General features: G+C 57.7%; 21 protein-coding genes. 12 read left to right on the top strand and 9 right to left on the bottom strand.

The features are described 5' to 3' along the window. Positions 1-115 precede the first annotated feature (115 nt). Positions 116-1,507 (bottom strand): NCS2 family permease, encoded by a 1,392-nt coding sequence (locus NDO75_RS20285; protein ID WP_310908424.1) that lies wholly within the window; start codon positions 1,505-1,507, stop codon positions 116-118. A gap of 204 nt (positions 1,508-1,711) precedes the next feature. Between NDO75_RS20285 and cofC the strand changes: the two genes are divergently transcribed. The 3 genes from cofC to NDO75_RS20300 all read left to right on the top strand — a co-directional run bounded on the left by cofC (position 1,712) and on the right by NDO75_RS20300 (position 4,295). Then, positions 1,712-2,350 (top strand): 2-phospho-L-lactate guanylyltransferase, encoded by a 639-nt coding sequence (gene cofC, locus NDO75_RS20290; RefSeq protein ID WP_310908425.1) that lies wholly within the window; start codon positions 1,712-1,714, stop codon positions 2,348-2,350. Between the two features lie 56 nt (positions 2,351-2,406). Further along, complete coding sequence (locus NDO75_RS20295; RefSeq protein ID WP_310908426.1) at positions 2,407-2,787, top strand: Rid family detoxifying hydrolase; 381 nt, start codon at positions 2,407-2,409, stop codon at positions 2,785-2,787. A 215-nt stretch (positions 2,788-3,002) separates the two neighbouring features. Then, entirely contained in the window at positions 3,003-4,295 is a 1,293-nt protein-coding gene (locus tag NDO75_RS20300; protein WP_310908427.1) for a transposase, read from the top strand. Here NDO75_RS20300 and NDO75_RS20305 read toward each other — a convergent pair. Next, complete coding sequence (locus NDO75_RS20305) at positions 4,278-4,529, bottom strand: sulfurtransferase TusA family protein (protein WP_310908428.1); 252 nt, start codon at positions 4,527-4,529, stop codon at positions 4,278-4,280. The genes NDO75_RS20300 and NDO75_RS20305 overlap by 18 nt on opposite strands. A gap of 146 nt (positions 4,530-4,675) precedes the next feature. On the opposite strand from NDO75_RS20305, the gene phnD reads away from it, so the two are divergent. Both phnD and NDO75_RS20315 read left to right on the top strand, forming a co-directional pair. Then, positions 4,676-5,566: a phosphate/phosphite/phosphonate ABC transporter substrate-binding protein gene (phnD, locus tag NDO75_RS20310; RefSeq protein ID WP_310908429.1), complete on the top strand. Its 891-nt coding sequence runs from the start codon at positions 4,676-4,678 to the stop codon at positions 5,564-5,566. After that, positions 5,553-6,383: an ATP-binding cassette domain-containing protein gene (locus NDO75_RS20315; RefSeq protein ID WP_310908430.1), complete on the top strand. Its 831-nt coding sequence runs from the start codon at positions 5,553-5,555 to the stop codon at positions 6,381-6,383. Before phnD ends, NDO75_RS20315 begins: the two co-directional genes overlap by 14 nt. 147 nt (positions 6,384-6,530) lie before the next feature. Here the strand turns inward: NDO75_RS20315 and NDO75_RS20320 are convergent, their stop codons facing one another. Next, on the bottom strand, positions 6,531-7,859 hold the full coding sequence (locus NDO75_RS20320) for a 5'-deoxyadenosine deaminase (protein ID WP_310908431.1): 1,329 nt from the start codon (positions 7,857-7,859) through the stop codon (positions 6,531-6,533). A 460-nt stretch (positions 7,860-8,319) separates the two neighbouring features. Continuing rightward, positions 8,320-8,502 carry a 30S ribosomal protein S17e gene (locus NDO75_RS20325; RefSeq protein WP_310908432.1) on the bottom strand — a complete coding sequence of 61 codons (183 nt, stop codon included), beginning with the start codon at positions 8,500-8,502 and terminating at the stop codon, positions 8,320-8,322. A gap of 621 nt (positions 8,503-9,123) precedes the next feature. On the opposite strand from NDO75_RS20325, the gene NDO75_RS20330 reads away from it, so the two are divergent. Further along, positions 9,124-9,315: a 30S ribosomal protein S17e gene (locus NDO75_RS20330; RefSeq protein WP_310908433.1), complete on the top strand. Its 192-nt coding sequence runs from the start codon at positions 9,124-9,126 to the stop codon at positions 9,313-9,315. A gap of 370 nt (positions 9,316-9,685) precedes the next feature. Here the strand turns inward: NDO75_RS20330 and NDO75_RS20335 are convergent, their stop codons facing one another. From NDO75_RS20335 to NDO75_RS20345, 3 genes are read right to left on the bottom strand one after another with little or no spacing between them, the layout of a single operon-like run. Next, positions 9,686-10,741, bottom strand: coding sequence for an ABC transporter ATP-binding protein (locus tag NDO75_RS20335; RefSeq protein WP_310908434.1), 1,056 nt, complete (start codon positions 10,739-10,741; stop codon positions 9,686-9,688). Beyond that, positions 10,738-11,553 (bottom strand): ABC transporter permease subunit, encoded by an 816-nt coding sequence (locus NDO75_RS20340; RefSeq protein WP_345784913.1) that lies wholly within the window; start codon positions 11,551-11,553, stop codon positions 10,738-10,740. Before NDO75_RS20340 ends, NDO75_RS20335 begins: the two co-directional genes overlap by 4 nt. Then, positions 11,554-12,567: an extracellular solute-binding protein gene (locus NDO75_RS20345; RefSeq protein ID WP_310908436.1), complete on the bottom strand. Its 1,014-nt coding sequence runs from the start codon at positions 12,565-12,567 to the stop codon at positions 11,554-11,556. Between the two features lie 63 nt (positions 12,568-12,630). On the opposite strand from NDO75_RS20345, the gene NDO75_RS20350 reads away from it, so the two are divergent. The 5 genes from NDO75_RS20350 to NDO75_RS20370 all read left to right on the top strand — a co-directional run bounded on the left by NDO75_RS20350 (position 12,631) and on the right by NDO75_RS20370 (position 19,917). Next, the gene (locus NDO75_RS20350; protein WP_310908437.1) at positions 12,631-13,056 is read left to right on the top strand and encodes a Tfx family DNA-binding protein; all 426 of its coding nucleotides are present in this window, start codon (positions 12,631-12,633) and stop codon (positions 13,054-13,056) included. A 438-nt stretch (positions 13,057-13,494) separates the two neighbouring features. After that, entirely contained in the window at positions 13,495-14,634 is a 1,140-nt protein-coding gene (locus NDO75_RS20355) for a phage integrase SAM-like domain-containing protein (protein WP_310908438.1), read from the top strand. A 96-nt stretch (positions 14,635-14,730) separates the two neighbouring features. After that, positions 14,731-15,345, top strand: a complete 615-nt coding sequence (locus NDO75_RS20360) for a peptide-methionine (S)-S-oxide reductase (RefSeq protein ID WP_310908439.1) — start codon at positions 14,731-14,733, stop codon at positions 15,343-15,345. A gap of 2,570 nt (positions 15,346-17,915) precedes the next feature. Beyond that, complete coding sequence (locus tag NDO75_RS20365) at positions 17,916-18,695, top strand: IclR family transcriptional regulator (RefSeq protein WP_310908440.1); 780 nt, start codon at positions 17,916-17,918, stop codon at positions 18,693-18,695. Between the two features lie 223 nt (positions 18,696-18,918). Further along, positions 18,919-19,917, top strand: coding sequence for a hypothetical protein (locus NDO75_RS20370; protein ID WP_310908441.1), 999 nt, complete (start codon positions 18,919-18,921; stop codon positions 19,915-19,917). Positions 19,918-20,254: 337 nt separating this feature from the next. On the opposite strand, the gene NDO75_RS20375 is transcribed toward NDO75_RS20370, so the two are convergent. Further along, positions 20,255-21,199, bottom strand: a complete 945-nt coding sequence (locus tag NDO75_RS20375; protein WP_310908442.1) for an alpha/beta hydrolase — start codon at positions 21,197-21,199, stop codon at positions 20,255-20,257. Positions 21,200-21,207: 8 nt separating this feature from the next. Here NDO75_RS20375 and NDO75_RS20380 point away from each other — a divergent pair, with 8 nt between their 5' ends. After that, positions 21,208-22,437, top strand: a complete 1,230-nt coding sequence (locus NDO75_RS20380; protein WP_310908443.1) for a nitrilase-related carbon-nitrogen hydrolase — start codon at positions 21,208-21,210, stop codon at positions 22,435-22,437. A 76-nt stretch (positions 22,438-22,513) separates the two neighbouring features. On the opposite strand, the gene NDO75_RS20385 is transcribed toward NDO75_RS20380, so the two are convergent. Next, on the bottom strand, positions 22,514-23,626 hold the full coding sequence (locus NDO75_RS20385; protein ID WP_310908444.1) for an alanine--glyoxylate aminotransferase family protein: 1,113 nt from the start codon (positions 23,624-23,626) through the stop codon (positions 22,514-22,516). Positions 23,627-23,786 lie beyond the last annotated feature (160 nt).

Genomic DNA, 23,786 nt, shown 5'->3' on the forward strand with positions numbered 1-23,786 from the left:
GATCCGGACGTTATCTCGATCCGTCGCTACTCGAGTCTCGGTTCTCTGGGCGGCAACACTACCGTCCTCCGACTACCCGGATCGCAGTACCGCCCTCGCGCTGGTGGACCGATCTCTACCCCATCACACCTCCAGAGGTCACGTAGAAGTAGAGGACAAACGCTCCTGCGAGCACCCACTGTGCGGTGTGGAGGTCTCGGTGGTCTCCTTGGGCCGTTTTGACTATCGGATAACTGATGATCCCCGCCGCGATACCGTTGGCGATCGACGCCGTCAACGGCATCATCACCATCGTCAGGCCGCCCGGAATCAACCAATCGGACTGTTCCCAGTCGACCTCGGTGATGCCCTCGAGCATGATCAGGCCGACGACGACCAACGCCAAGTAGGACGCGTACGTCGGAATGGCCGCGACGACTGGAATCGCGACGAGCGAGAGCAGGAACAGGAGGCTGACGACGAGGGCAGTCATCCCGGTCCGGCCTCCCTCTTCGATCCCCGTGGAACTCTCGACGTAGGTCGTGACAGTTGTTGTCCCGATTATCGCACCGAACGTCGTCGCGATCGCGTCCGCCATTAGCGGTTTCTCCATCTCGGGCAGATTCCCGTCGTCGTCCAGAAACCCGCCGAACTGGGAAACGCCGATGAGCGTGCCGGCCGTGTCGAAGAAGTCCACGAAGAAGAACGTGAACACGACGATTACGAACGTCACCGGTTCGATATCCTGGAACCCTTGCAGGAACGCGCCGACGAGCGGCGTGATATCGTAGTGTGGCTCGGGGATGCTACTTGGGGTGAGGAGACCATCGTTGACTACACCGGCGACCGTCAGCCCCCAGCCCGCGATGGCCGTGGTGAGGATTCCGATAATGATCGAGCCGGTCACGTCGCGCGAATAGAGTATGAGTGTAAACGCCAGGCCCACGAGGGAGAGGATTGCGACCGGATCAGAGGCGACGTTCCCCAGAGTGACCAACGTGGAATCGTGTGCGGTCGCTACGTTCATCTCGATGAGTCCCAACAGGAGGAGGAACAGGCCGATACCGGCCCCGACGGCGAACTTGACCGGTTTTGGGAAGAACTCGATGATGTACCGCCGCGCGCCGACCGAGGACATCGCCATGAAAATGACCCCCTCGACGAACACCGCCGCAAGCGCGGTTTGCCAGGGGACACCGAGCGTGATGACAACGGTGAACGCGAAGTAGGCGTTGAGCCCCATCCCGGGGGCGAGTCCGAACGGGCGATTGGCGTAGAAGGCCATCACGGCAGTGCCCACGACCGCTGCGAGAATCGTCGTGATCGCGATCATCTGGAACACCTGCCCGTCAGAGTAGCCGTCGATGCTGATGGCCGCTGAGAGGATCGCCGGGTTGATGACGATGATGTACGACATCGTCAGAAACGTCGTTATCCCGGCGATCACCTCTGTTTTCGTATCGGTACCGTACTCCTCGTAGCCGAAGAACGCCGCTACCTTCGACTGTTGGTCGCTAGGGTCTGTCACACGTGACACGGTGTGACATGCACTGATAGTATTTACGGTCTACATAAATGGGAGTAAATATCAACGGCGACACCCAGAGATACCACTGTTTGCCAGATCTGTGCGGCGTATTCGTGGGAAAAATGGGAATTGTGTCGTGACCGATCCGACACCGAAACGGGGAGATTGATGACTCCGCATCGGTAACTACGAGAGAGAATCGTCATGCGTGTCATCGTGCCCTACGACGGTCGAGATCCGAAGACGAGGCTATCGACGCTCCTCGATCGGAGCGAGCGGAACGAATTTTCGCGGTCGATGTTACGAGACGTCGTCTCCGTCATCCAGAGCACTGGGCGGGACCCACTTGTTCTGTCTTCGACACCGCTGGAGATCGAGGACTGTTCCGTGTGCGTCGACGACCGGTCGCTTTCGCGTGCTGTCAACGAACGACTTCAGGCCTCGTCGACGGCGACGGCTGTCGTCATGGCCGACCTGCCGTTGATAACGGACACAGCGCTCGAGCGACTGCTCACCAGAGAGGCGGACGTCGTGCTCGCGCGTGGTATCGGGGGCGGGACGAACGCGCTCGTTTCCCGCACGGCTGACTTCGCGGTCGATTATCACGGCAACTCCTATCTCGACCATCGGTCTACAGCGCGCGAAATCGGGGCCGCGCTGGCGGAGATCGATTCGTATCGTCTCGCGATGGACGTCGATGTACCGGACGATCTCGTAGAAGTACTGCTTCACGGGGAGGGCCATGCGACCCAGTGGCTGCGCGATCAGGGCTTTCGGCTCGCTTCGGGTCCCGGCCGGACCACCGTTCGGCGCACAGACGTCACACAGGAGCCATTCCAGTAGTCGTCTCTCGTGCCAGAGATTACTATTAAGAGGCGAGGCTGAGACTCTCTCTGTGTATGAAGCGAGTTATCAGTTCGAGCGATGCTCCAGAGGCAGTCGGTGCGTACAGTCAGGCGACGACCAACGGCGAACTCGTTTTTACCGCCGGTCAGATACCGATGACGCCCGACGGTGAGTTGCTCTCCGACGAACCGATCGCCACACAGGCCGAACAGTCCCTCTCCAACGTTCAAGGCGTTCTATCGGCGGAAGGGCTGGACATGAGCGATATCCTGAAAGTCACGGTGTTCTTGGACGATATTGACGATTTCGAAGAGATGAACGATACCTACAGCGAATTCTTCGACGATGAGCCTCCCGCCCGCAGTGCCGTGGAGGTCGCAAATCTCCCGAAAGGAGTCGGTGTCGAAATCGAAGCGATCGCGTCGAACGCGTAGACCGAGGGCCGAGAGACGCTCACCGAGCACCGCTTCCGACTCGAGGATCGGAACCGGTTCTGCCCTGGCCGTCACAGCGGTTCAGCGCGGAAGCCCACGGCTTTAGCCGTGGGAGGAAGCCCGTCCGCTCAGCGCATCAAACTACCGACGATAGCACGGCTGGCTCCCTAACGAAATCAAAAATATTAACACTGAATAAAATATAAAATTTGAATATGGTGAGGGGGGTCAAACGCACTGTCCGAGTTCGCCTCGACGTGCCTGACGACCGCAAGAGCGACCTCCACGCCACCAATACCCTGTTTCAACAGTGTGCAAATCGCACCAGCGAGTGGGCGTGGCGCTACCCGGACGAGAACTGCATTACGAGCAAAAGCGACGCTGAAGACGCATTGTACGACACTCTCCGTGAGGAGACCGACTACTTACACGCGAACTTGGTGCAGAAAGCCATCAAACGCGCCATCAAGGATATCGACAACGCTGTCGAGAGGCTTGCAAACGGGGAGACCACGAGTCGTCCCAAGTACGACACGTTCAGCATTGTCTACGATAAGCGGGCCGCCACGTATCACCGCGAGAAGGTAAGTCTCGCCACCGTCAACGGCAGAGTCGACTGCGAGTACGTCCTCCCCGAGAATCCCGACGGGACCCCGCACGGTGAGTACCTCCTGAATGAGGACTACTCGTTCAGCACGAGCACCGTCCACTACGACAGCGAAGCCGACGAATTCTATCTGCACGCGGTGATGGAACGGGAACGTGCCCCAGACAGTCCTGAGAAAGCCGAGGATTCGAACGTCCTTGGCGTGGACTGTAATGTTGACGACCACATCGCCGTCACCAGCACAGGCGAGTTCATCGGGAACGCCGACTACCTCAACCACCAGCGTTGCGAATTCGAAAAGCGGCGTGCCAGCCTCCAACAGACAGGCACGCGGAGTGCCCACCTGACCTACCAGCACATTGGCGACAAGTTCGGACGGTGGAGCGATGACTACCTCCATCGGTGTTCCAAGGCCATCGTCGAGGAGGCCCGCCGCCACGAGTGTACGCACATAGTGGTTGAGAACCTAGAACGAATTCGAGAGCGTATCAGCGACGGGAAGAAGTTCCAGCAGTGGGCGTTCAACGCCCTTCAGACGATGGTCGAGTACAAGGCAGCGGAGTGCGGGATCGTGGTGGAAGCGGTAACCCCGGAGTATACGAGCCAGCAGTGTTCGAAGTGCGGCTGTACGCTCGAGGAGAACCGAACGGGGCAGCACTTCGAGTGCCTCGAGTGTGGGTACACGGCGAATGCGGACTACAACGCGGCGAAGAACGTGGCACGGAAACTCGCGGTGAGACTCCAGCAGGGGCAGAAGTCCCCTGCTGGAGGGGCGTTCAGTCAGTACGCCCTGAAGTCAGGGGTGATGACCGTGAACGCTACTGACGTGGCGTCCGACACCTATGTGTCGGCAGAACGGGAGTCCACTGACAAGCCCACCCCTTCAGGGGTGGGTAGCTGACGTTTTTGCTGCGCTCGTTACACGAATTCGGAGCGCGAACTCCGCCTCGGCGTCCGTCGTAGATGTCGTCGAGACGCTGTACCCGTGTTTGTGACACGAGCGTCGGATGCTCCGCTCTGCTGGTGGATAATCCCCGACGACCGTGAGCTCGTCACCAGGCTCGAGTTCCTCCAGGCACCGTCTCACGATGAGTACCGTCTGGGGACACACTGTGCCACTCACGTCGATCTCCATATGACACGACAACGCACACACACTCATAACGTTGTCCCACTGCCAACACGGCACGACGCGGCGCATCGATTGTCCGCCAGACCCTGCCTCCGGAAGATTGTGGTCAGGGCAAGCTATTCGTACTCCTATGGAGATAGACGGGACTCGTGACCACTGCTAGAACGAGACGTGCGGTTCTCGGAGCGGTTGGTGCTGGCCTCACCGGCGGTTGCCTCCAAAGCGAGCAGCGCTCCCAGACGCTCACTATGGGCGTCATTCCGGACGTCGATCCCGACACGGCTATCGAACAAAACACCGAGCTCGCCGCGTATCTCGAATTCGAACTGGACGTGTCGGTCGACCTGCGCACGACGACGGATTACGCCGGCCTCGTCCAGGCGATGACGGCCGAGCAGGTCGACCTCGGCTACTTCGGGGGCGTCTCCTATATCCTCGCCCACGATCGAGCGAACGCGAAACCGATCGTCGTGGGCAGCAAAAGCGGGACGACCGACTGGCACTCCGTGTTTATCGCTCACGAGTCGACGACCGTCACCTCGATGGACGACCTGAAGCGGTCCGCGGATTCGCTGGACCTGGCTTTCGGCGATCCTCTCAGTACGAGCGGTACGGTGATGCCGACCTATTATCTGCGACGCCGTCACGACCTGTTTCCGGATCGGGCGTTCAAATCGCTCACTCACGTCGGTGCCCACGATGCCGTCGTGGAAACGGTGGCCGGCGGTAACAGCGATGTCGGCGCGCTCAACGCCCGCATTTACGACCGGCTCGTCGAGACCCGTTCCGTCGACGAGACTGTCACCGAAGTCTGGCAAACGCCCGGGTTCGCCGACTACCCCTGGGCAGTAAACGGCTCCCTGAATGAGGGGACTGTTTCAGGGATCCGCGACGCCTTCGCCAGTCTTGACGAGAAAGGGAAGGACGCTATCTTAGACCAGCAGAACGTCGACAAATACGTTGCAACCGACCACGAGGATTTCGAGGAGTTGGGCGACGCTGTCAGAATGATGGAACTCCTGAACGATGACGACGGCTGAGCGATGCCACGAGTTGCGATTTGACGGCTTAACTAAAACGTTCGACGGTGATGTCGTCGTCGACGACGTGACGCTTAGTGTCACCGCCGGAGAGCGGGTCGCGGTCGTCGGTCCCTCAGGCGCTGGGAAGACGACGTTGCTTCGACTCGCGAGTGGTGCGGTGGCCCCGGACAATGGAACTGTACGACTCGACGATGACCAACTCCGCTCCGCAGACGTCGCACACGCCTATCCCGGTAGCACCCTCGTCGACCGGCGGACTGCGTTGGCCAACGTCCTCGTCGGCGGTAGTTCGTCTCGCTCCTGGTGGCGCGGGCTGCTCGAACCGCTCGCGCCCCGAAATCCGACTCGGGCACTCGAGTTGCTCGACCGCGTTGGACTCGGTGAGAAGGCAGACGCACGAGCCGACACGCTCAGTGCGGGCGAACGCCAACGAGTAGCGTTCGCTCGAGCGCTGATGCAGGACGCGCCCGTCATCGTCGCGGACGAACCGACGGCCAATCTCGATCCGTCGTCGAGCACCACTGTCCTCGACGTCCTCGACGACGTTGCGGGTGGACGGATGTCGATTACCGTCCTCCACGACATGGATCTCGCAGTCGCTCACTACGACCGCATCGTCGGAATCGTCGATGGCTCGGTTCGGTTCGATCGTCCGGCGGAGAGCACCACGGCCGCCGAGTTAGAGGACCTATCCGACCGGGACGAGGGAAACGCATCGGCCAGACCCGCTACCGCACATCGGTCGCCCCGAGACGTAGATGCGCCGAAACGGATTGCGGAGAATCGGTACGAGCCAGCACAGCACTGGAAATGATTGTCAGTAGCGATTCAGTGAGTTCGCTGCCCGGAACCCGTAGATCCCTGATCTACGCCCGTTTGCACTGCAATCAAACTATTCGACTGGTCGGCTTAGTCTAGTCGCTTTGAAGAGCGCCACCGAAGCGGAAACAGTCGCCCGGAGTCACGGCTTCACTTCCTTCGCCGCCTCGCGGTGAGACTCGAGTGAGAGTCCGATATCGTCTGCTCGCTGGCGAATCGCTTCCGCGTCGACGGTCGTCACGTCGCCGTCTTCGACGAGCACGTTCCCGTCGACCATCGTGAACATCACGTCTTCCCCGTGGGCGCCGAACACGAGGTGAGAGAGAACATCGTGCAACGGCGTCGCACGCGTGATGTCTGTCCGAACGCCTACGATGTCGGCACGCCACCCTTCGCGAATCGCTCCCAGGCGGTCGAAGCCAGCCGCTTTCGCGCCGTTTATGGTGGCCATTTCGAATATCTCGCTGGCAGGGGTGGCGGTCGGGTCGAGTTGATCGACTTTCTGCAGGAGGCTTGCCTGTCGCATTTCGGTGAACGGATCGAGGGTGTTGTTACAGGGGGGGCCGTCGTTGCCGAGGGCGACGTTGATGTCCCTGTCGAGGTAGTCCCAGACTGGGGCGATGCCGCTCGCGAGTTTCATATTCGAGGACGGACAGTGGGTGACGTGGGTTCCCGTTTTCTCGAGCACTTCCCGTTCGCTCTCGTCCGTCCAGACACAGTGAGCGAGGACGACATCGTCGCCGGTGAGACCGACTTCGTCCAGCCAATGAATATTCCGCATCCCCGTGTCCGCTTTGACGGTCTCGATTTCGCTTCGATTCTCGCTCGCGTGCGTATGAATCCTAACGCCCTCGTACCTGTCGGCGAGTTCGCGAGCGCCGCGCAGGCACTCCTCGGTGCAAGAGACGGCGAACCGTGGGGTGACGGCATACCTGATGCGATCGTCGAACGAACCGTGGTACTCCTCGATGAGGCGTTCCGACTCGGCCAGTGCCGTTGACGTGTCTTCCAGAAGGCCTTTCGGCGACCGGCGGTCCATCATCACTTTCCCGAGGACGCCGCGAATGCCGATTTCGCCCGCGGCCTCGAATGCTTCGTCCGCATGGTCGACAGAGAGATGATCTACGCACGTCGTCGTTCCGCTCTCGATCATCTCGAGGTAGCCGAGTTGAGCGGCCACTCTCATCTCCTCGGCTGAAAGCGACGCTTCCATCGGTAGAATATAGTCGAACAACCAGTCGAGGAGTTCCGTATCGTCGGCGATTCCACGACCGAGACTCTGTACGGAGTGAATGTGTCCCCCGACGAGGCCGGGCAAAAGGACGTCGTACTCCTGTCGTTCGTGATCCGGATACTGATCGACGAGATCGTCTCGGTCTCCGACAGCCTCGATTACCGAATCATCCACGACAACGGCACCGTCCTGTATGACGGTGCTCGAGTCAGCGATTACCGTGCCAGCGAGTAACATCCGGTAAGAGGGACAATTTATATCTTCAAAAGTCTTTCCTCCTCTTCCCCCAACGCGTTACGGATTTCGGTGATACTGTCGAACCACGTCGCTCTCAAGCGTGTCGACTGCGTACCCGCTGCGTATCGATTACGTGGCTTTGTCACCACGAGTCCGAGAGATGAGAGGGTATCGCCGGCCGACATCAGAATTAACACGCTTAGTCTGTTAAATCTTGGCGCGAGGGTCTATCAGCAGAGGGTCCGCTGCTTATCGGACTCCAACGGGACCGTCGTCCGTCAGCGCACTTTCCACGAGCGATCGTCCGTGTCGATATCCGAGCAGAATCGCTATCTACGCGACTGTAACTGCTCCGAAGTCGGTAACAGTTCGTCAGTGTCCGTGTCCAGAACTGCCACTCGCCGTGGACTACACGAGCGCGATGGTACGGAATCGAGCCGTAAAAACGAACGCCGCCTGATCAGTTTTCCGTCCGCTGTCTGGTGATATATCCCGCTATCCGGTTTCGAATCCGTGACGAGCCGACGTTCGTCATCTTCGCCACGACCTTGTTGTTCTCACTGAAATCGTTCGTAAACGAGTCTGGGTGTTGGCTCAATAACCGATCCCCGATGCTGATGATGTCTTCTGGCTCGGCCGTCATCAGTTTACATATTCACTCATTTTATGCTTAAGCCCTTTGGTTGAACACCCGCTTGCCGGTGGTCTCGATCGAATCGATTGCGCCTCAGCGGGTTCTAGAACGCCTACGGATCAGTATCTGTCTTCGTAGCTCACCTCTCGAATGAGACCGTTACGCGGAAACCGAGCCACTGGCCCGGTGATCAGTGAGTTGTACATCGTAGTACTCGATGAACTTGATCAGGTCGTACTGTGCGAGCTCTGTAGCGATCTCCGGGTCGACCCCGGCTACGATCTCGTTTTCGATCACCCGAAGTAGACAGTCTTTCGCTCGTTCCGATAACTCGTCAAAGTGACAGATATGGGTCCGTTCGGTGGGTGTTTCTCTGCTGTTTACGGTGACTCTCCGTGTCATGGTAATCGATCCCACTGTGCTTTCTGGCTGCGGGATAATCAATATTCCGTCGACACACGGCTACACCGAGTATCGACGATCGAAACCTGCAAAGAGGCAAATCTCACAATAGTCGCCACAGGCGCGTTTGCTGTGATAGCGTGACTTCGCTTCGCGAAGGTTCGTCGTTGTACGTCACCGTCACACACTTTGCCAAAGAATTATTATCAACGACATCGTGTCATCAGTATGCCCTCAAACGCCAGTGATATCATATCTATCGGTAATACGTTGATCGAACAGCATCCAAACACTTTCACCGATGATTTCGAGGAGAACAAGATCCGCGTCGAACAGTTGACCAGCGTAGAGGCCAAACGAGTTAGAAACCGAATAGCTGGTTATATAACCAGAAAACAAAAAGAACGCGAGTTACAGTAGCCAGATAAACGGATTCTGTCTGCCTAATGCGGAGTATATTTTTCGACTTCTTTCGCGATCATCACTTTGAATTCCACTTATCGGAAATTCTCCGTTCCCATTGGCCACGATTACTCTATCGGGGTTCCCTCAATCACACGGCATCAGTCGATGGTAGTAGTGGCGGACGGCTTTCGCAATCCCTCTTTCCGAGCGACGGTACTGGTCGAATCTGGAGGCGATCACTCCCACTCGAAGTCCGTCTATAGCGTTGATCCGGTAGAGATTCACTGTCGCGCCCGCCGAACAGTAGTTGAGACCGGGCCTCAATGCATATACCATCCTGCGAGCACACCGTCTAGACGGGAATCAATGAGTTCTTGGACCGGACCTACTCGACTTCCGGAATCAGATGTATCGACTCTTGCGGAATCAGTACTTGGACTTCTGAGCCGACCTCGAGCGCCAGTCGTTCGAACGTCGGCGGACGAACGTTCGCTGTGAGAGTGTGCGATCCCGCTTCGATCTCGATATCGACCCGATACTCGCTTCCCTCGTTCAACCACCGAGCAACCGTCCCCGTGACTCTATTCGCCGTTCGGTCACCGTCAGCAACATAGGAGGGTTCGACCTCTACCCGAGAGGGATGGATACAGACCGTCACGGCCGACGCAGAGAGGTTCGACGCGGTCGTCTGGAACTGAGTGTCGCCGAACCGAACTCTCGATCCATCAGCGGTCCGGTCGGTCACTGTTCCCTCGAACAGGTTCTCGTTCCCGGTAAAGCGGGCGACGAATCGACTAGCCGGCCGCGTGAGCACCGTCGACGGCGTGCCCACCTGCTCGAGGTCACCGTCTCGAACGATGGCGATTCGGTCACCGAGTGCCGTCGCCGTCCGCTGGTCGTGCGTGACGTAGAGAATCGGAATCTCGAGCGATTCGAACAGGCTGTGCAGTTCGTCCCGGAGCCGTTTTCGGATCGGCGCGTCGAGGCTCGATAACGGCTCGTCGAGGAGTAACACGTCCGGTTCGGTCGCCAGCGTTCGCGCGAGGGCGACTCGTTGTCGTTCCCCGCCGGAGAGCGTCGGGGGCTTTCTATCGAGAACCCCGTCGAGTTCGAGAAGCGTCGAAAGTTCGTCGACGCGATCGCTGGCTGTAGCCGCGTAAGCGATGTTTTCTCGGGCGGTCATATGTGGGAAGAGCGCTCCCTCTTGGAAGACCATCCCCACCTGTCGATCTTCGAGCGGCAAGCCGACCAGTTCTCTCCCATCGAGTCTAATTAAACCGGAATCCGGAGTGGCGATACCGGCGATCAGCGAGAGCAGTGTCGTCTTCCCGCTGCCTGACGGCCCCAGGACGGCGAGCACTTCATCGTCGACCGTCAGGTCCACCGGGCCGAAGTCGAATTGGCCGTACGATTTGCTCAGTCGGGAGAGTTCAAGTGTCATTCCCATGGGTTCGATGCGATCGTGTTGAGGACTGTGAGCGCCACGACAGCGATCACGACCAGGAGTATCGCGACTGGATAGGCGTTATCCAGACCGAGTTCGATAAACGCCACCCAGATCTGGACCGGCATCGTTCGGGGATAGTACGCCATCATCATCGTCGCGCCGAACTCACCGATCGCTCGTGCAAAGGCGAGGGTCACTCCGGCGAGAATTCCCGGGCCGGCCAAGGGTAGCGTTACGTGTCGAGCGGTCGTCAATCGGCTCTTCCCCATCGATCGAGAAGCGTATTCGAGGGTCTGGTCAACGCTCTCGAATGCCGCTTTGGCCGTAACGACCACGAACGGCGATGCGACGAAGGTCTGGGCAAGCACCACGCCAGCGAGCGACCGTGTCAGTGGGAACCCAGCAGCAATCGCGGCTTCACCGAGCAGTGATCCCGGGCCGAAAACAGTGAGTAGCACGATCCCGCCGACTGTCGGGGGCAGCACCAACGGGAGCACCACGACTGCGAGGACGACCTTCGTCACAGCCCCGTCGGTGCGTGCGAGCCAGTACGCGAGCGGCAAGCCGAACAGTGTAGCGACGACTGTGCTGATCGACGCCGACAGAAGCGACGTGGTCGCCGAATCCACGACGGTCGGATTGTTTATCCGAGCGAGTATATCCCCAGCCGGTACCGAGAGAAACAGTGACACCAACGGGACGACGTAGTACAGGAGTAACACCCCTCCCAGGACGAGCGCAACGCTGAGCCAGTCGAATCCGAACGTGACCGGTCCTGAACGATTCGAATTTGAACGTGTCGCCATTCAAATCAGGACAGTGACGTCCGAGACGGTTGACGATAGTGCTTCGTGAGGTCCGCCGAGCCGGGATTGATTCTCCTTGGACTGGTCGGTTGCCTGTCTGACGCGTTGGGGCACGTCGCCCGTATGGGCAGGGAACTGCTCGCGAAGGAGGAATCCGTGGTCTTCGAGATAACTCCCGGTCGTATGAGCGTCGAACACGGAGACTGCAGCGTCGCTCATGTGCCGAATGGTCGAACCGTAACTGATGGGACCGCCCTGTATTTCTTGACCACTCGGCAGTGTGTACGACGTCGTCGAGTACCAATCCTCGGCGTACTGTGGATCACTCAGATTGATCTGATCCGGCAACTCGATGTATTCGTAATCGCGTTCGACGGCCATATTGCGGTAGGAGATCGCTGCGTCGATGGAGCCAGTTTCGAACTGACTGATCAACGACGTTTCGGGGTAAATCTGATCTCGTTCGAGGATTTGCTCTCTGAGGTTCGACGCGTCGTCGTAGTACCGTGAGGCGAGTTCGAGCATGAAGAGGGCACGATATCCAAGTGGGTCTTGGTCTGGGTCGGTTCGACCGATTTTCACGCTCCCGTCGACCATCGGTTCGTACCAACGCCTGGTTCCTGCCTCGGCCAAGCGCTCCCCGCCAGCTGTGTCCGGATTGTACGCGATGACGACGGAGTTGCTGGTGAACATAGAGTGCCACGGAGGCGAAAGCGGTTCCTCAAAGAGCGCCACGTCGGCGACTGAGACGATATCAGGGTCACGTTGCCCTTCGTCGATCATTCGAGCAACCGTCGCAGAGCCGTGCGCTTCGATTTCAATTGGAACGTCTACAGCGGGCTTGAGCCCGTTAGCTATTGCATTCTGGAGGCTGCCAGCTGCGAGGATGGCGACCGTCGTCGATTGACTACCATCTTGACCGCTCTTACCCGTACAGCCCGCACTGCCAGCGATGGCCGCCGCCCCAGCAGTCAGGAGGAACCGTCGTCGCGTAGTAGGGCATCTATCGGTCATCCATACGAGATAGAGAACCGTTTGAGGGAAAAGCTTATCTCAAATACATCTGTTTGACTCTGTATGATCTCTGCAGAATCGACGATATTGACCGAACGACAGGTAGAGGTACTTAAACTCCGAGAGCAAGGGCAGACCCAACAGGAAGTTGCGGACCAACTGGGAACGACCGACTCGAATATCAGTGCCATCGAACGAGCGGCAGAACAGAATATCGAGAAGGCCCGACGGACATTAGAGCTCGTCCGGACGGTTCGGGCACCGATTCAGTTTTCCGTCTCTCCGGGGATGAGTTTCGATGATCTGGTCGCCAGCGTCTATTCACACGGAGATGACGCTGGCATCAAAATCGCGTACTGTCGTCCGGAGCTCTATACACACCTCTATGGGGTTCTCGAAGAGTGTACGAACCAGAATGAACTGAAGACGACTATTGATGTCGGAATTACCAACGAGGGCGAGGTGAGAGTCTTCACCGAGGACTTCTGAGTGTGGCTCTTGCTCGTGAGTCTCACCGGACTGTCTTTCGGCGATTCGCCCAGCGACCATACGCCGAGTGGCCCGTGTATGATTCGACGCCGCTATACGTCCGAACCTCGCTCGCTGGACTGGAGTCGGACGTACGCGTCGTGTCGGAGATATAGTTTAGCCACAACGAGCACGTGTTTATAGACCAGTTCATCTGCTCGTTTCCACTGGCCTATCTCATCTTCGACGCGCTCCCTATTTGATATAGCTGCATACGATTTATTCATTCCTGAACCTCCTCAATACGCCCTCAGGCTCCCGTAATCTCCGGATAATCACCTCCGCGGAAACACACTTGATTAGCTCAATAATCAAGTGTGGTTTTATGAGAGTCCGTCCCCTCTACGAATCACGAACGATGCAACCCAGCAGGAAACCGCCTCTCGAGGGTGATCGAGCGTGAATTCCGCCTCAACGTCGGCCGGCGACCCACTCGAGGAGTTCCTTCGATCGAAATCGAAGGGCGGCGAAGACAGCGGGAACTATCGACGCAACCTCGAGCGCTGCGTCGAGGACTTTCTCGAGTGGCTCGAGGAAGACTCCCGCTCTGACGGGACGTTCGACGAACTAAACGAACGGACGTTCCGCCGGTACGCTCGAGAGCTCACGAACCGAGACCTCGCACCGGGGACGGTGCTGACGTACTACGCGCACGTCAGCGCCTACGTCGGCTGGTGCGTTCGTGAAGGCCTCCTCGAGGCGAACTACGCCCAGCGAAACGTCGCGAAGGAACCGCTTCCCGACAACGACGGCCGCCGATCGGGTGATCAGCAGGCCTGGACTGACGAACACAGAGTACAGATTACGCGCTACGTCGACGAACGAGCCCACGATGCTGCCGACGAAAAGGGGTTCGACGCTGTCCGGGAGTTTCGTGATCGAGCGCTCGTCTACGTTCTTTGCTACTCCGGCGTCCGCGGTGGTGAGATCTTCGCGGATCCGAAGGACGACCGCCGGAACGGCCTTCGATGGGGAGACATCTCGCTCGAGGACCGGAAGATGACCGTCCTCGCGAAAAAGCAAGACTGGTCCGACCGTTCCCTGACGAAACAGGCGATAAATCCTATGGCGCGATACAGAAAAATCCTCGATCCGGCGGGGGACGACTGGCCGGTCTTTCCGACGTTTCACCTTCCGACACTGTACGAGACGCTTCGAACCGGGTTACGGGAAGAACATGGCTGGTCAGACACAGAGGTCGAGGAGTACGTCGACGATCTCACCGGCCAGGTGGACGTGTTGGACGCACTCCGGGAATACGAACTGACACCGCCCTCGATCAATACCGATGGCGCTCGGCGGATCATGCGACGACTCTGTGAGGATGCCGGAATCGATCTCGAGGACAAACACGGCTATCTCGCACCGCACGGCGGCCGGCGCGGCGCGGGGGAGGTAATGGTTCGCCAACGCGGGTTTACAGCCGCTGCCCGTTTGCTGGACAACAGTGAGGAGGTCGTCCGCCAGTCCTACTCACATATCGAAGCGAAGGAGATGGCCAAAGACGCCGGTGATGCGTTCGCGGAGCACGATACGTAATTCACTTTCAGGGGGCTCCCTGGCGCTCTGGGACAGGGTTAAGCTGGTGCAGCCCGGATGTCTTTATACGCTGACTGCGGCAGCGTCTCTCGACTCATGCTCACTCCAACAGTCATCAGCGAGTACGATAGACAGGCGCCGGAGGACACAGCAACGGCGACGTTCGGCCTCGGCTGTTTCTGGGGTCCCGATGCGATGTTCGGCGCCTTGGACGGCGTCGTACGAACGCGAGTCGGCTACGCCGGTGGAACGAAACCCGACCCGTCGTACGAGGTCCTCGGTGATCACACGGAAGTCGTCCAGTTCGAGTACGACCCCAAGCAACTCTCGTTCGGCGAGTTGCTCGAGCGGGCGTTCGACGAACACGACCCGTCTCAGCAACCGAAGAAACGCCAGTACCAGAACGTAATCTTCACCGAGACTGCTGCGCAGCACGAACAGCTGCACGCGTTCCTCGACGGATGCGAACTCAGTCGAGAGCACATCGAGACGCGTTTCGAACGACTTGAACAGTTCCACCTGGCAGAGGACTACCACCAGAAATTCAATCTTCGCGGTAAACGGTGGATCACCGACACGTTCGCCGAGGCGGGCTACGATACCACTGCAATCAGAGAATCGCCGGCAGCAGCGAAATTGAACGCCCACGTTGCAGGTCACGATGTCAGTGCTCCTTTCGTCGAGTCAACGCACGAGCCACGGTCGGAGTGATGACTTGTCTGAAGAGCACCGTGCTAATGGCTTAGACATCTCCCTCGGCTCCAAGCCGTGCGAATTCAGTTCCCGGAGCCCCTCTCGAAGCAGACATCGGCAGTCGTAATCTGTTTCTAGACTTAACCAACAGGACGGGACTGCCGACAACGTTGGTTAAATCTTGTCGCGATTAGGTCCCGCTCGTATCCATAATCACTGTGGGTCCTTTTGGACGAGTGACCAAGTTACAGTCACACCCTTCGAAGCCGCCGAACGCCCCGGCGAGGTCTACGACTCATCGTTTCGTTCTCGTACTAAATCCTATAATGTAGATCATTCGAGATAACATACTGGTAGATACGCTTCAGAAACGGCTATGGATCGTCATTCACGGCGTGGAGGAGGTCAAAGCCCCGACTGCGCCGAAGTGCTTGAGTTGTGGGTTTGCCGGATCGTAGGCCGTTAGCGGCTGTCGTCGTTCATAGGCATCGCCGATCGCACCGGTATGCCGGACCGGTGTCTTCGGCGGGTCAACCTCGCCCGCGTTGATTGCCGCTCATTCGTCGGCGCGGATTCGAGCGAACGGTGGGATAGGCTTATCCAGCACCGTCTCGAGGGTGGACCCATTCGGGGTAGTCCGTTAAGAACTAAACGTCGTCGGTGACGGACTTGATTGGCGGGAGACGTAGTACTCCCCGTATAGCTGTCCGTATCTTTAGTCGGCAGCGACATGTTCAAGAGAGATCACCGACTTCACCAAACAAATTGATCTGGAGACTGTGGAGCCCCGCCGAAGTCTCAGCCGATATCGTCCGGTCCGAGCTCCTCTAGCAGTCGTTGTGTTTCGAACGAATCAGTATCGGGGAGGGGAACATCCCCGGAGCACAATTGACAGTGGTACATTTCGTCGGAGAGTTCCGATCGAGATCGTTCAAGCACGGTATACGCCTGTTGAACTCCCTGGCAATCTTGGTTCGTATGGTAACAGTCGCTCTGAGGGACGATGTAGACCGATTTCGTTCGACTCCTACACATATCGATCACCGCCGTCGATCTTCATTTTCAATGTGTGTAACGAAGTATGACGTACCAAATAAATTTATTCGATATAAAATATGATTAGGTTCTGTGATCACAACCCGGTTCCAGCCCCTATGACCACTTCCTGAAATGAATGACATCCATACAATGGGTTCGGGAGCCATTATACAATTTGAAGTCCAACAGAAAATATGCTATATATGCCACTATGGCTCCAGAGGGGGATAATAGTGTTGTAGATATACAATACCCCTGCGGTCAGCTCTCGATTTTCACCCACGATTTATAAACGCAGTTAGTATTCATTGTGAGGCCGCGAAGGATATTTTGACCCCGTTTCTGTTGTCATATTCGACTATGTGAACCCTACTCAAAATGCAAGCTGAACGATCGTAAAATGGCTTAGGATACGTCTTACCCGCTCTTGCCTCTGACATCGATTAGCAAGGTGTTCGGCAACTGAAATTGATGCTTCTCATGCAATACTGTGGTATTGAAACTGATCTACTGACCCTAGAGTATTGTAGCCAAATATCAATTCCAGTTACTGCTGCTCTTGGCATATGTTTTATTAATCCGTTCGTACCGACCTCATCGTCCGCAAGACGTGAAACGTTCAGATGGACCGCCTGAGCCTTCTGTTCGCGTGGATCGTAGCAAGCAGAAGCTAGAAAGATGCCGATGCGCCCACTGCCGGATCGCTTGAAGAGGGCGTTCGATGCGATGTGCGTACCACCAAGCATTGTGAGTCAGTGACCTTCACGTTCCAAATATTCGTAGCGCCGATCCGCATCATCTTCGGTAGCTTCGTTACACCGCAGCCACCTGTACAAACCCTGAGAGACCGCGTTCAGTGTAATCAAACAATTTTAAACATACCGACGGAGACTTCGGAGAGGTTCTTCGAAAAGAGGTCCGAAGGAACGTGATTTCTGCATCCTGATGCCAGTCGTAGTCGGAGTCGGGTCCTCCAGTAACGGCGACTAGTAGTAACTCGTATTCGCGACTTGCGAACCTGAGGCAGTTTCACATCGTCCGGCGGGATACTTCCAGTATTCATCTCGTTCTTCCCCATCTCGTATCTGAAAATCTTATGGCCCTATATGCCCTGCATGTGATTTGTGCATTCCGAACACTCCATTTCGGAATCAGCCCTTCGAATAACAATAGTACTATTGTTATTCTCACTGCCGGGGGGACCAATACAATGAATTGGAGCCAGCTTTGGTGCGCCATATAAATGGCTATTTGTTCGGTAGTTGTTCTACTGGACTCGAACTGCCAGAATATGGCCTCCTCCCAGAGATATGTTCATTATAACCAAACTAGTTGGCATTATATCGGGCGCATATTCTGGAAATTATTTGTGCTCGCCCCATTTGTTATGGTGAATGTGTGGATACGGACCTTACTACTGGAAAAAATCTATTTCTGCGGCAGCAGTGGAGTTCGTGTTCTACTTTTAGAGACGGGATGACGGATACAATCAAACGTCTCCGTGTTTGTCTATCCCAAACATATAAGTGATGTACGGTTCAGTAACTGATATGACCAAGAAACCGACTGAGGACGGCCGTCTTATACAGTCCGTTGAGAAGGCGTGTCAAATCGTCAGGGCGTTACGGGAACTCGACGGCGCGGGGGTAACCGAGATCGCGGATCAGGTGAATATGTCCAAAGGATCGGCGCACACGTACCTGAAGACGCTGCAGCGAAATAACATCGTGACCGAGATTGACGGACGCTATCAGCTCGGCCTCTTCTTACTCGAGCTTGGCGAGTACGTCAAACATCAAAACAAAGCATGGCAGTTCGCCCAAGAGCCGCTCGAGGAGATGGCTGCAGAGACGGGCGAGTTGGCCCGTCTGATCGTTCGAGAACAGGGCTATGGGGTCTATCTCGCGAAAGCGACGGGAGAACACGCAATCGAGACGACGATTCGCCCGGGCCAGCGCGAATATCTCCACTACACGTCGCAAGGAAAGGCGATTCTCGCCCACATGTCCGAAGCCGAGGTGCGAAAGGTCATCGATACGCACGGCCTGCCGAAGCGGACGGAAAAGACGATTACGGAGTCGGCCGAGTTATTCGAGGAATTAGAGGAGATCCGCGAGCGGGGAATCGCCTTCAGCCAGAGCGAACGAACTCGCGGCCTGCGGTGCGTTGCCGCGCCGATCCACGCGCCGAACGATACGGTCGTAGCCGCAATCGGCGTCTGTGGCCCCACGAGTCGCATGCGCGGGGATCGATTCCGCGAGGAGTTGCCGACGCTGGTCCGCGACAAAGCGAACGTCATCGAGGTCAACATGCAAATGGATGCAGATTAGAAAGCGGAGTCGCCTGATCTCCAGACCGAACGTCCAGTTGTGACAGGGTGTGCTTACGTTCTCTGCTTGGAAGTTCGTGATTCCGCAAGCAGAGGTATTGCAGACTGGTTGTAAGCTATCAACCCCCAAAATATATTGTGTATGAGAGAAAACAGGCGACTGCATTATGGAAGAAGCTGGCCTACTAGTGCCGTTATTCCGGCGCCAGATGGAGCATTGCCAAGTGACGGCCGATGAAACCATCGCCCTCGTGACTGACGCGAAGAGTCCACGGGAGTTCATCGGTGCCTGTTTCGCCGCGGCCGAGGACCTGGACGCGGACGTGTTCGAGGTGCAAGTGCCCGAGTACGGGCGTAACTCCGTTGGCCCGGAGATTTCCGAAGGTCAGGGCGGGACGCTCCGCCTGCCTGACGGTCCGGTCGAAGCCTGCAAACACGCGGATATGGTGTTCGACTTCACCCTCGAGGGGTTCATCCACGTCCCCGAGCGTGGCGAGATCCGCGACGCCGATACGCGAATCCTTCGTGTCGGCGCGCGCGAACCTCACTATCTCCGCCGGCTGATGCCCTGGGAGCCCGAGGAAGCCCAGCGCGTCAAAGACCGCGTCCAGCGTCACCGTGACCTGCTGGCCGACGCCGACGAGATGCGTATCACCTCCGAGTACGGCACCGACGTGACCATGGAAGTCGAACCCTACACGGCCTTTGACTCGTACGGGTTCGCCGACGAACCCGGCAAGTGGGACGTCTGGGGCCAGAACATGGTCTCGAACTATCCGTCGAACGTCGAAGGGACCATCGTTATCGCGCCGAGCGACTACAATGTCGTCCCCTTCGCCGACTACGTCAGCTCCGCGATCGAATGCGTCGTCGAGGACAACTACATCGTCGAAATCAACGGCGAGGGCGGCGACGCCGAGTTGATGCGCGGCCACCTCGAGAGTTACGACGACCCGGACGTCTGGGCGACGAGCCACTTCGGCTGGGGACTCAACCCGAACGGCACGTTCTACAACATGGCGCTCCACGACCGCGCGCCTGACCAGACCGGTGTCAGCGCCAGCGAGGGTCGTGTCTGGGAAGGCAACATGCTGTGGAGTACCGGGCCGAACACCCATGAAGACCGTTACGCGCCGTGTCACTACGACATCGCCCAGAAAAACTGTAGCGTCTACCTCGATGGTGAACCAGTCGTCGAACAGGGCGAAGTCGTCGTTGACTGAGTGACTGCGCACAAGCGATACGCGGACCGCCAGAGATAGCGACTCGACGTGCCATAGCCTTCATCGGTCGGTCCGTCCGTCATTTTTGTTCTGGTTGTGCTTCTCTGAGCGAGTAGTGAGAGTCCTTCTAGAGGCGACAAAGGCGGCCGCGAACGGGAAGCCCGAACGACCAAAGCGACACTCGAGGTGATCGTCACATCGCCGCCGCTAAAGGCATAGCCGTCCGGGTTGCGCCAAACGGTCCTGAACCGGAAGGAAGACAGAACCTTACTCGATATCCCACAGTACTGTAAGCCCACGGCGCGGCTCGGGAGTCGATCACGCTCTCCTGATCGCTTCACTCCTTCTGGGGTGAAGCACTCAGCCGCGACTGAATATGGTCCGCTAATCGGCTCATTGCTTCGTCGGCCGTATCGACTTCGTCTGTGAGGCTCAAAAAGCCGTGCGCGAGCGACGGATAGTGGTCGTGAGTTGTCGGGACACCGTTTGCTTCGAGTTGGTCTACATACTCGACGCCATCATCCCGAAGCACGTCTAAGCCGGCGGTCAACACGACTGCGGGAGCAACGCCAGAGAGGTCTGACGCTCGACGAACTGCTGCGAGTGGATTCCGTTTGTGGACGGGATCATCGAGGTACTGATCCCAGAACCACTCCATATCGCGACGGGTAAGTAGGGGCTGATCGCTGTGCTGAACGTATGACTCCGTCTCGCGGACAGTGCCCGTGATCGGATAGAGCAGGAACTGTCCTGATAGGCTCGGTCCCGTTTCCCGAGCCCGGAGAGCCGCTGCAGCTGCAAGGTTCCCTCCAGCACTCGTCCCTGCCACGCCAATACTGCTCGAATCGGCACCTAACTTGTCTGCGTACTCTGCTGCCCACTGCAGAGCTGTGGAAACATCGTTGAGGGCCGCAGGGAACGGGTGTTCCGGCGCAAGGCGATAATCGACCGAGATAACCAGGCAGCCAGTTCGACTGGCGAGTTCACGGCAGATGTTGTCCGCAGAATCGAGTGTGCCGAGCGTCCACCCGCCGCCGTGGCAAAAGACGAGAACGGGTGGATGCTCCGCCTCCGGCCGATATACCCGTATCGGAATTGCGGCTTCGTCACCCTCGATCTCGAAATCACGGACCAAATCCAGGTCGATCCCCGCACCACGAGAGAAGACCTCGTCTTCAATCCGCCGGGCGCACGGAATCGACATCGAATGCCAGTCCGGAATACCGTTGTCTTCCAGTTCTTCGATAACCGTTGCCATCTGGGGATTCATTCGCTGACTCATCTACGGATATGTATGATCCCCTATTGCAAATAATTTCACATTCTGATCGCCTCGGCTGGCGGCCGGTCCGTGCCACCTCCGCTTCTCTGTACAAGCCGAATCACTGTGCGTGCCGAAAAACACATAATAATCAATGTGAATGTCTCTGTATGGCACGAATTGAAAAGTACATGGCTGTTGGCCTTTCGCCGACAGTGTGGGGTGCCGAGGAGCGAAGTGACATTCAGAAAAACCTGGACCACATTCACGAGACGCTCTCGGCGGCGACGTGGCTGAGTAGCGTTGACCTCCCGGTCAAACTCGCGGTGATCCCCGAAGGAGCACTGCAAGGGTTCACCGATGAAGTGCACGATATGGAGCATACGGAATACCGGGAGGAGATCGCGATCGACATCCCCGGCGAAGAGACCGATGTGCTCGGTGAGTACGCGAAAGAGTTCGACATCTATATTGTCGCATCAGCGAAGGAAAAGGCGCCGGAGTACGAGGATAAGTTCGTGAATACCGCGTTCGTTATCGATCCGGACGGTGAGGTGATCCTCAAACACCGAAAGAACACCCCTCTCCTCCCGGTTGAACGGTCAGTCGCGCCACACGACGTCTGGGACGACTGGGTTGACGAACACGGTGCGGATCTCGATTCGTTCTTCCCGGTTGTCGATACAGACATCGGACGGATCGGGATCTCTCTCGCTATCGAGGGCGCATATCCTGAATACGTACGCGGCCTTGCGATGAACGGCGCCGAGGTCGTTTGTCGAATTGCCTGTCCCGAACCGCTCGTCGCGAACGAAGCGTGGGAGATTCAGAACAAGGCACGTGCGTTAGACAACAGTACCTACGTCGTTGCTCCGAACCTCGGAACGTACTATCTGACGCCCGATTCGGAGACCCCGGTTGATACGTTCGGCGGTGGATCGATGATCGTCAACCACAAGGGGAAGACGATATCCGATCACGACTACGGTGGTGGGTCGTCCTACTGCGCGGGGGTCATCGATATCGAGGGCCTTCGAGAGTTCCGGTACCGATCGCCACTGATGAACTGGATGAAAGACCTCCGTACCGAACTGTGTCAGGTCATCTATGACAGGGAGCTCTACCCCAAGAACCTCTGGCTCGACAGGACGCCGGTACAACACGACGAGTATGCAGAAGAGGTAACGCAAGAGCGTATCGAAGACATGGTCGAGAAGGATATTTGGGTTCCACCGTACTGGGAGCGAGAAGACGAGTAACGGTAGTAGCCAGCGATACCGATTTACGGCCACGGACTCGGCCCCGCCGAGGCCGACGCGATTTTGGACAATCAGTTTAGAGGCCTGTGACGTCTTCGATGGCGTCGGTCAGCGTCTGAATCGACTCGAGGTTGTGCTCGCCCATATGGCCGATGCGGAAGGTCTGCTCGCCGAGTTGCGAGCCGTAGCCGTTCGAGAAGACGAAGTCGTATTGCTCGTCGACGGCCGCGATGGTCTCGGCGACGTCGATGCCCTGCGTGTTCTCGATGCAGGCCACCGTCTGTGACTCGTAACCTTCCTCGGGGAACATCGCGAAATGCTCGCGGGCCCATTCGCGGGTGTACTCGGCCATCTCGCGGTGGCGCTGGTCGCGAGCGTCGTGGCCTTCCTCGAGCATGTGCTTCATCTGTTGCCGATACGCGAGCATGACCGGGATAGCGGGCGTCGAGTGGGTCTGCCCCTTCCGGTCGTAGTAGTCCAGCGACCGCTGGAAGCCGCCGTACCACGACGCCGAGTCCTTCCCGAGTTCACGTTCGTAGGCCTCGTCGCTGACGACGCAGACCGCCAGCCCGGGGGGCATCGCGAAGGCTTTCTGAACGGAGGTGAAGATCACGTCAATGTCGTGCTCGTCGATATCGACGTAGTCGCCGCCCAGCGCCGAGACCGCGTCGACGACGAAATACGTGTCCGGGTACTCGGCGACGACGTCGCCGATCTCCTCGATCGGGTTGCGGACCCCCGTCGAGGACTCGTTCATCACGCAGGTGACGGCGTCGTAGTCGGTGTCGCTCTCCTCGAGTCGCTCACGCACGTCCTCGGGTTTGACCGCCCGCCCCCACTCGTACTCGAGGGTGTCGACGTTCTTGCCGAGGCGGTCGGCGACGTTGGCCTGGCGCTCGCTGAAACTGCCGCAAGTCGTCACGAGGACGTCCTCGTCAACGAGGTTCAGGAGCGAACTCTCCATGAACTCGGTACCCGATCCTGTGAGGATGATGACCTCGTTGTCGGTCTCGAGGAACTCCTTGGTATCCTCGACGATGGTCGTGTAGAGGTCGGTCATTCGGTCCATCCGGTGTCCGAACATCGGTTCGCACATCGCCTCGATCACGTCCTCGCGTACCTCGGTCGGGCCCGGGATATACAGCGTCTTCTCTGGGTAATCGCCTGTATATTCGCGTCTTTCGCTCATACAACTTACCTGTACAGTCTCTTGTGTGGTGAGACCGTTTGGTATTTTTGGTGCCGGAATGTGAGCGTGTGACACATAGTCATTGTGAGAAAGTTGGATGGCCGAGCGGACAATGCCGTTCGCAGCTATCGGTCGCGCTGGGAGGACGGTCTAAGGCGTG

Source organism: Natrinema sp. 1APR25-10V2, from assembly GCF_031626495.1.
Lineage (GTDB): Archaea > Halobacteriota > Halobacteria > Halobacteriales > Natrialbaceae > Natrinema.

Excerpts from the sequence above, each read along its gene's own strand:
- NDO75_RS20305 (WP_310908428.1), bottom strand. The coding sequence starts at position 4,529 with ATGGAGATCGACGTGAGTGGCACAGTGTGTCCCCAGACGGTACTCATC.
- NDO75_RS20335 (WP_310908434.1), bottom strand. The coding sequence starts at position 10,741 with ATGACACTTGAACTCTCCCGACTGAGCAAATCGTACGGCCAATTCGAC.
- cofC (WP_310908425.1), top strand. The coding sequence starts at position 1,712 with ATGCGTGTCATCGTGCCCTACGACGGTCGAGATCCGAAGACGAGGCTA.
- NDO75_RS20360 (WP_310908439.1), top strand. The coding sequence starts at position 14,731 with ATGCTCACTCCAACAGTCATCAGCGAGTACGATAGACAGGCGCCGGAG.
- NDO75_RS20300 (WP_310908427.1), top strand. The coding sequence starts at position 3,003 with ATGGTGAGGGGGGTCAAACGCACTGTCCGAGTTCGCCTCGACGTGCCT.
- NDO75_RS20350 (WP_310908437.1), top strand. The coding sequence starts at position 12,631 with ATGATCTCTGCAGAATCGACGATATTGACCGAACGACAGGTAGAGGTA.
- NDO75_RS20295 (WP_310908426.1), top strand. The coding sequence starts at position 2,407 with ATGAAGCGAGTTATCAGTTCGAGCGATGCTCCAGAGGCAGTCGGTGCG.
- NDO75_RS20385 (WP_310908444.1), bottom strand. The coding sequence starts at position 23,626 with ATGAGCGAAAGACGCGAATATACAGGCGATTACCCAGAGAAGACGCTG.
- NDO75_RS20325 (WP_310908432.1), bottom strand. The coding sequence starts at position 8,502 with ATGACGGCCGAGCCAGAAGACATCATCAGCATCGGGGATCGGTTATTG.
- NDO75_RS20320 (WP_310908431.1), bottom strand. The coding sequence starts at position 7,859 with ATGTTACTCGCTGGCACGGTAATCGCTGACTCGAGCACCGTCATACAG.
- NDO75_RS20315 (WP_310908430.1), top strand. The coding sequence starts at position 5,553 with ATGACGACGGCTGAGCGATGCCACGAGTTGCGATTTGACGGCTTAACT.
- NDO75_RS20380 (WP_310908443.1), top strand. The coding sequence starts at position 21,208 with ATGTATGATCCCCTATTGCAAATAATTTCACATTCTGATCGCCTCGGC.
- NDO75_RS20330 (WP_310908433.1), top strand. The coding sequence starts at position 9,124 with ATGCCCTCAAACGCCAGTGATATCATATCTATCGGTAATACGTTGATC.
- NDO75_RS20365 (WP_310908440.1), top strand. The coding sequence starts at position 17,916 with ATGACCAAGAAACCGACTGAGGACGGCCGTCTTATACAGTCCGTTGAG.
- NDO75_RS20345 (WP_310908436.1), bottom strand. The coding sequence starts at position 12,567 with ATGACCGATAGATGCCCTACTACGCGACGACGGTTCCTCCTGACTGCT.
- NDO75_RS20375 (WP_310908442.1), bottom strand. The coding sequence starts at position 21,199 with ATGAGTCAGCGAATGAATCCCCAGATGGCAACGGTTATCGAAGAACTG.
- NDO75_RS20340 (WP_345784913.1), bottom strand. The coding sequence starts at position 11,553 with ATGGCGACACGTTCAAATTCGAATCGTTCAGGACCGGTCACGTTCGGA.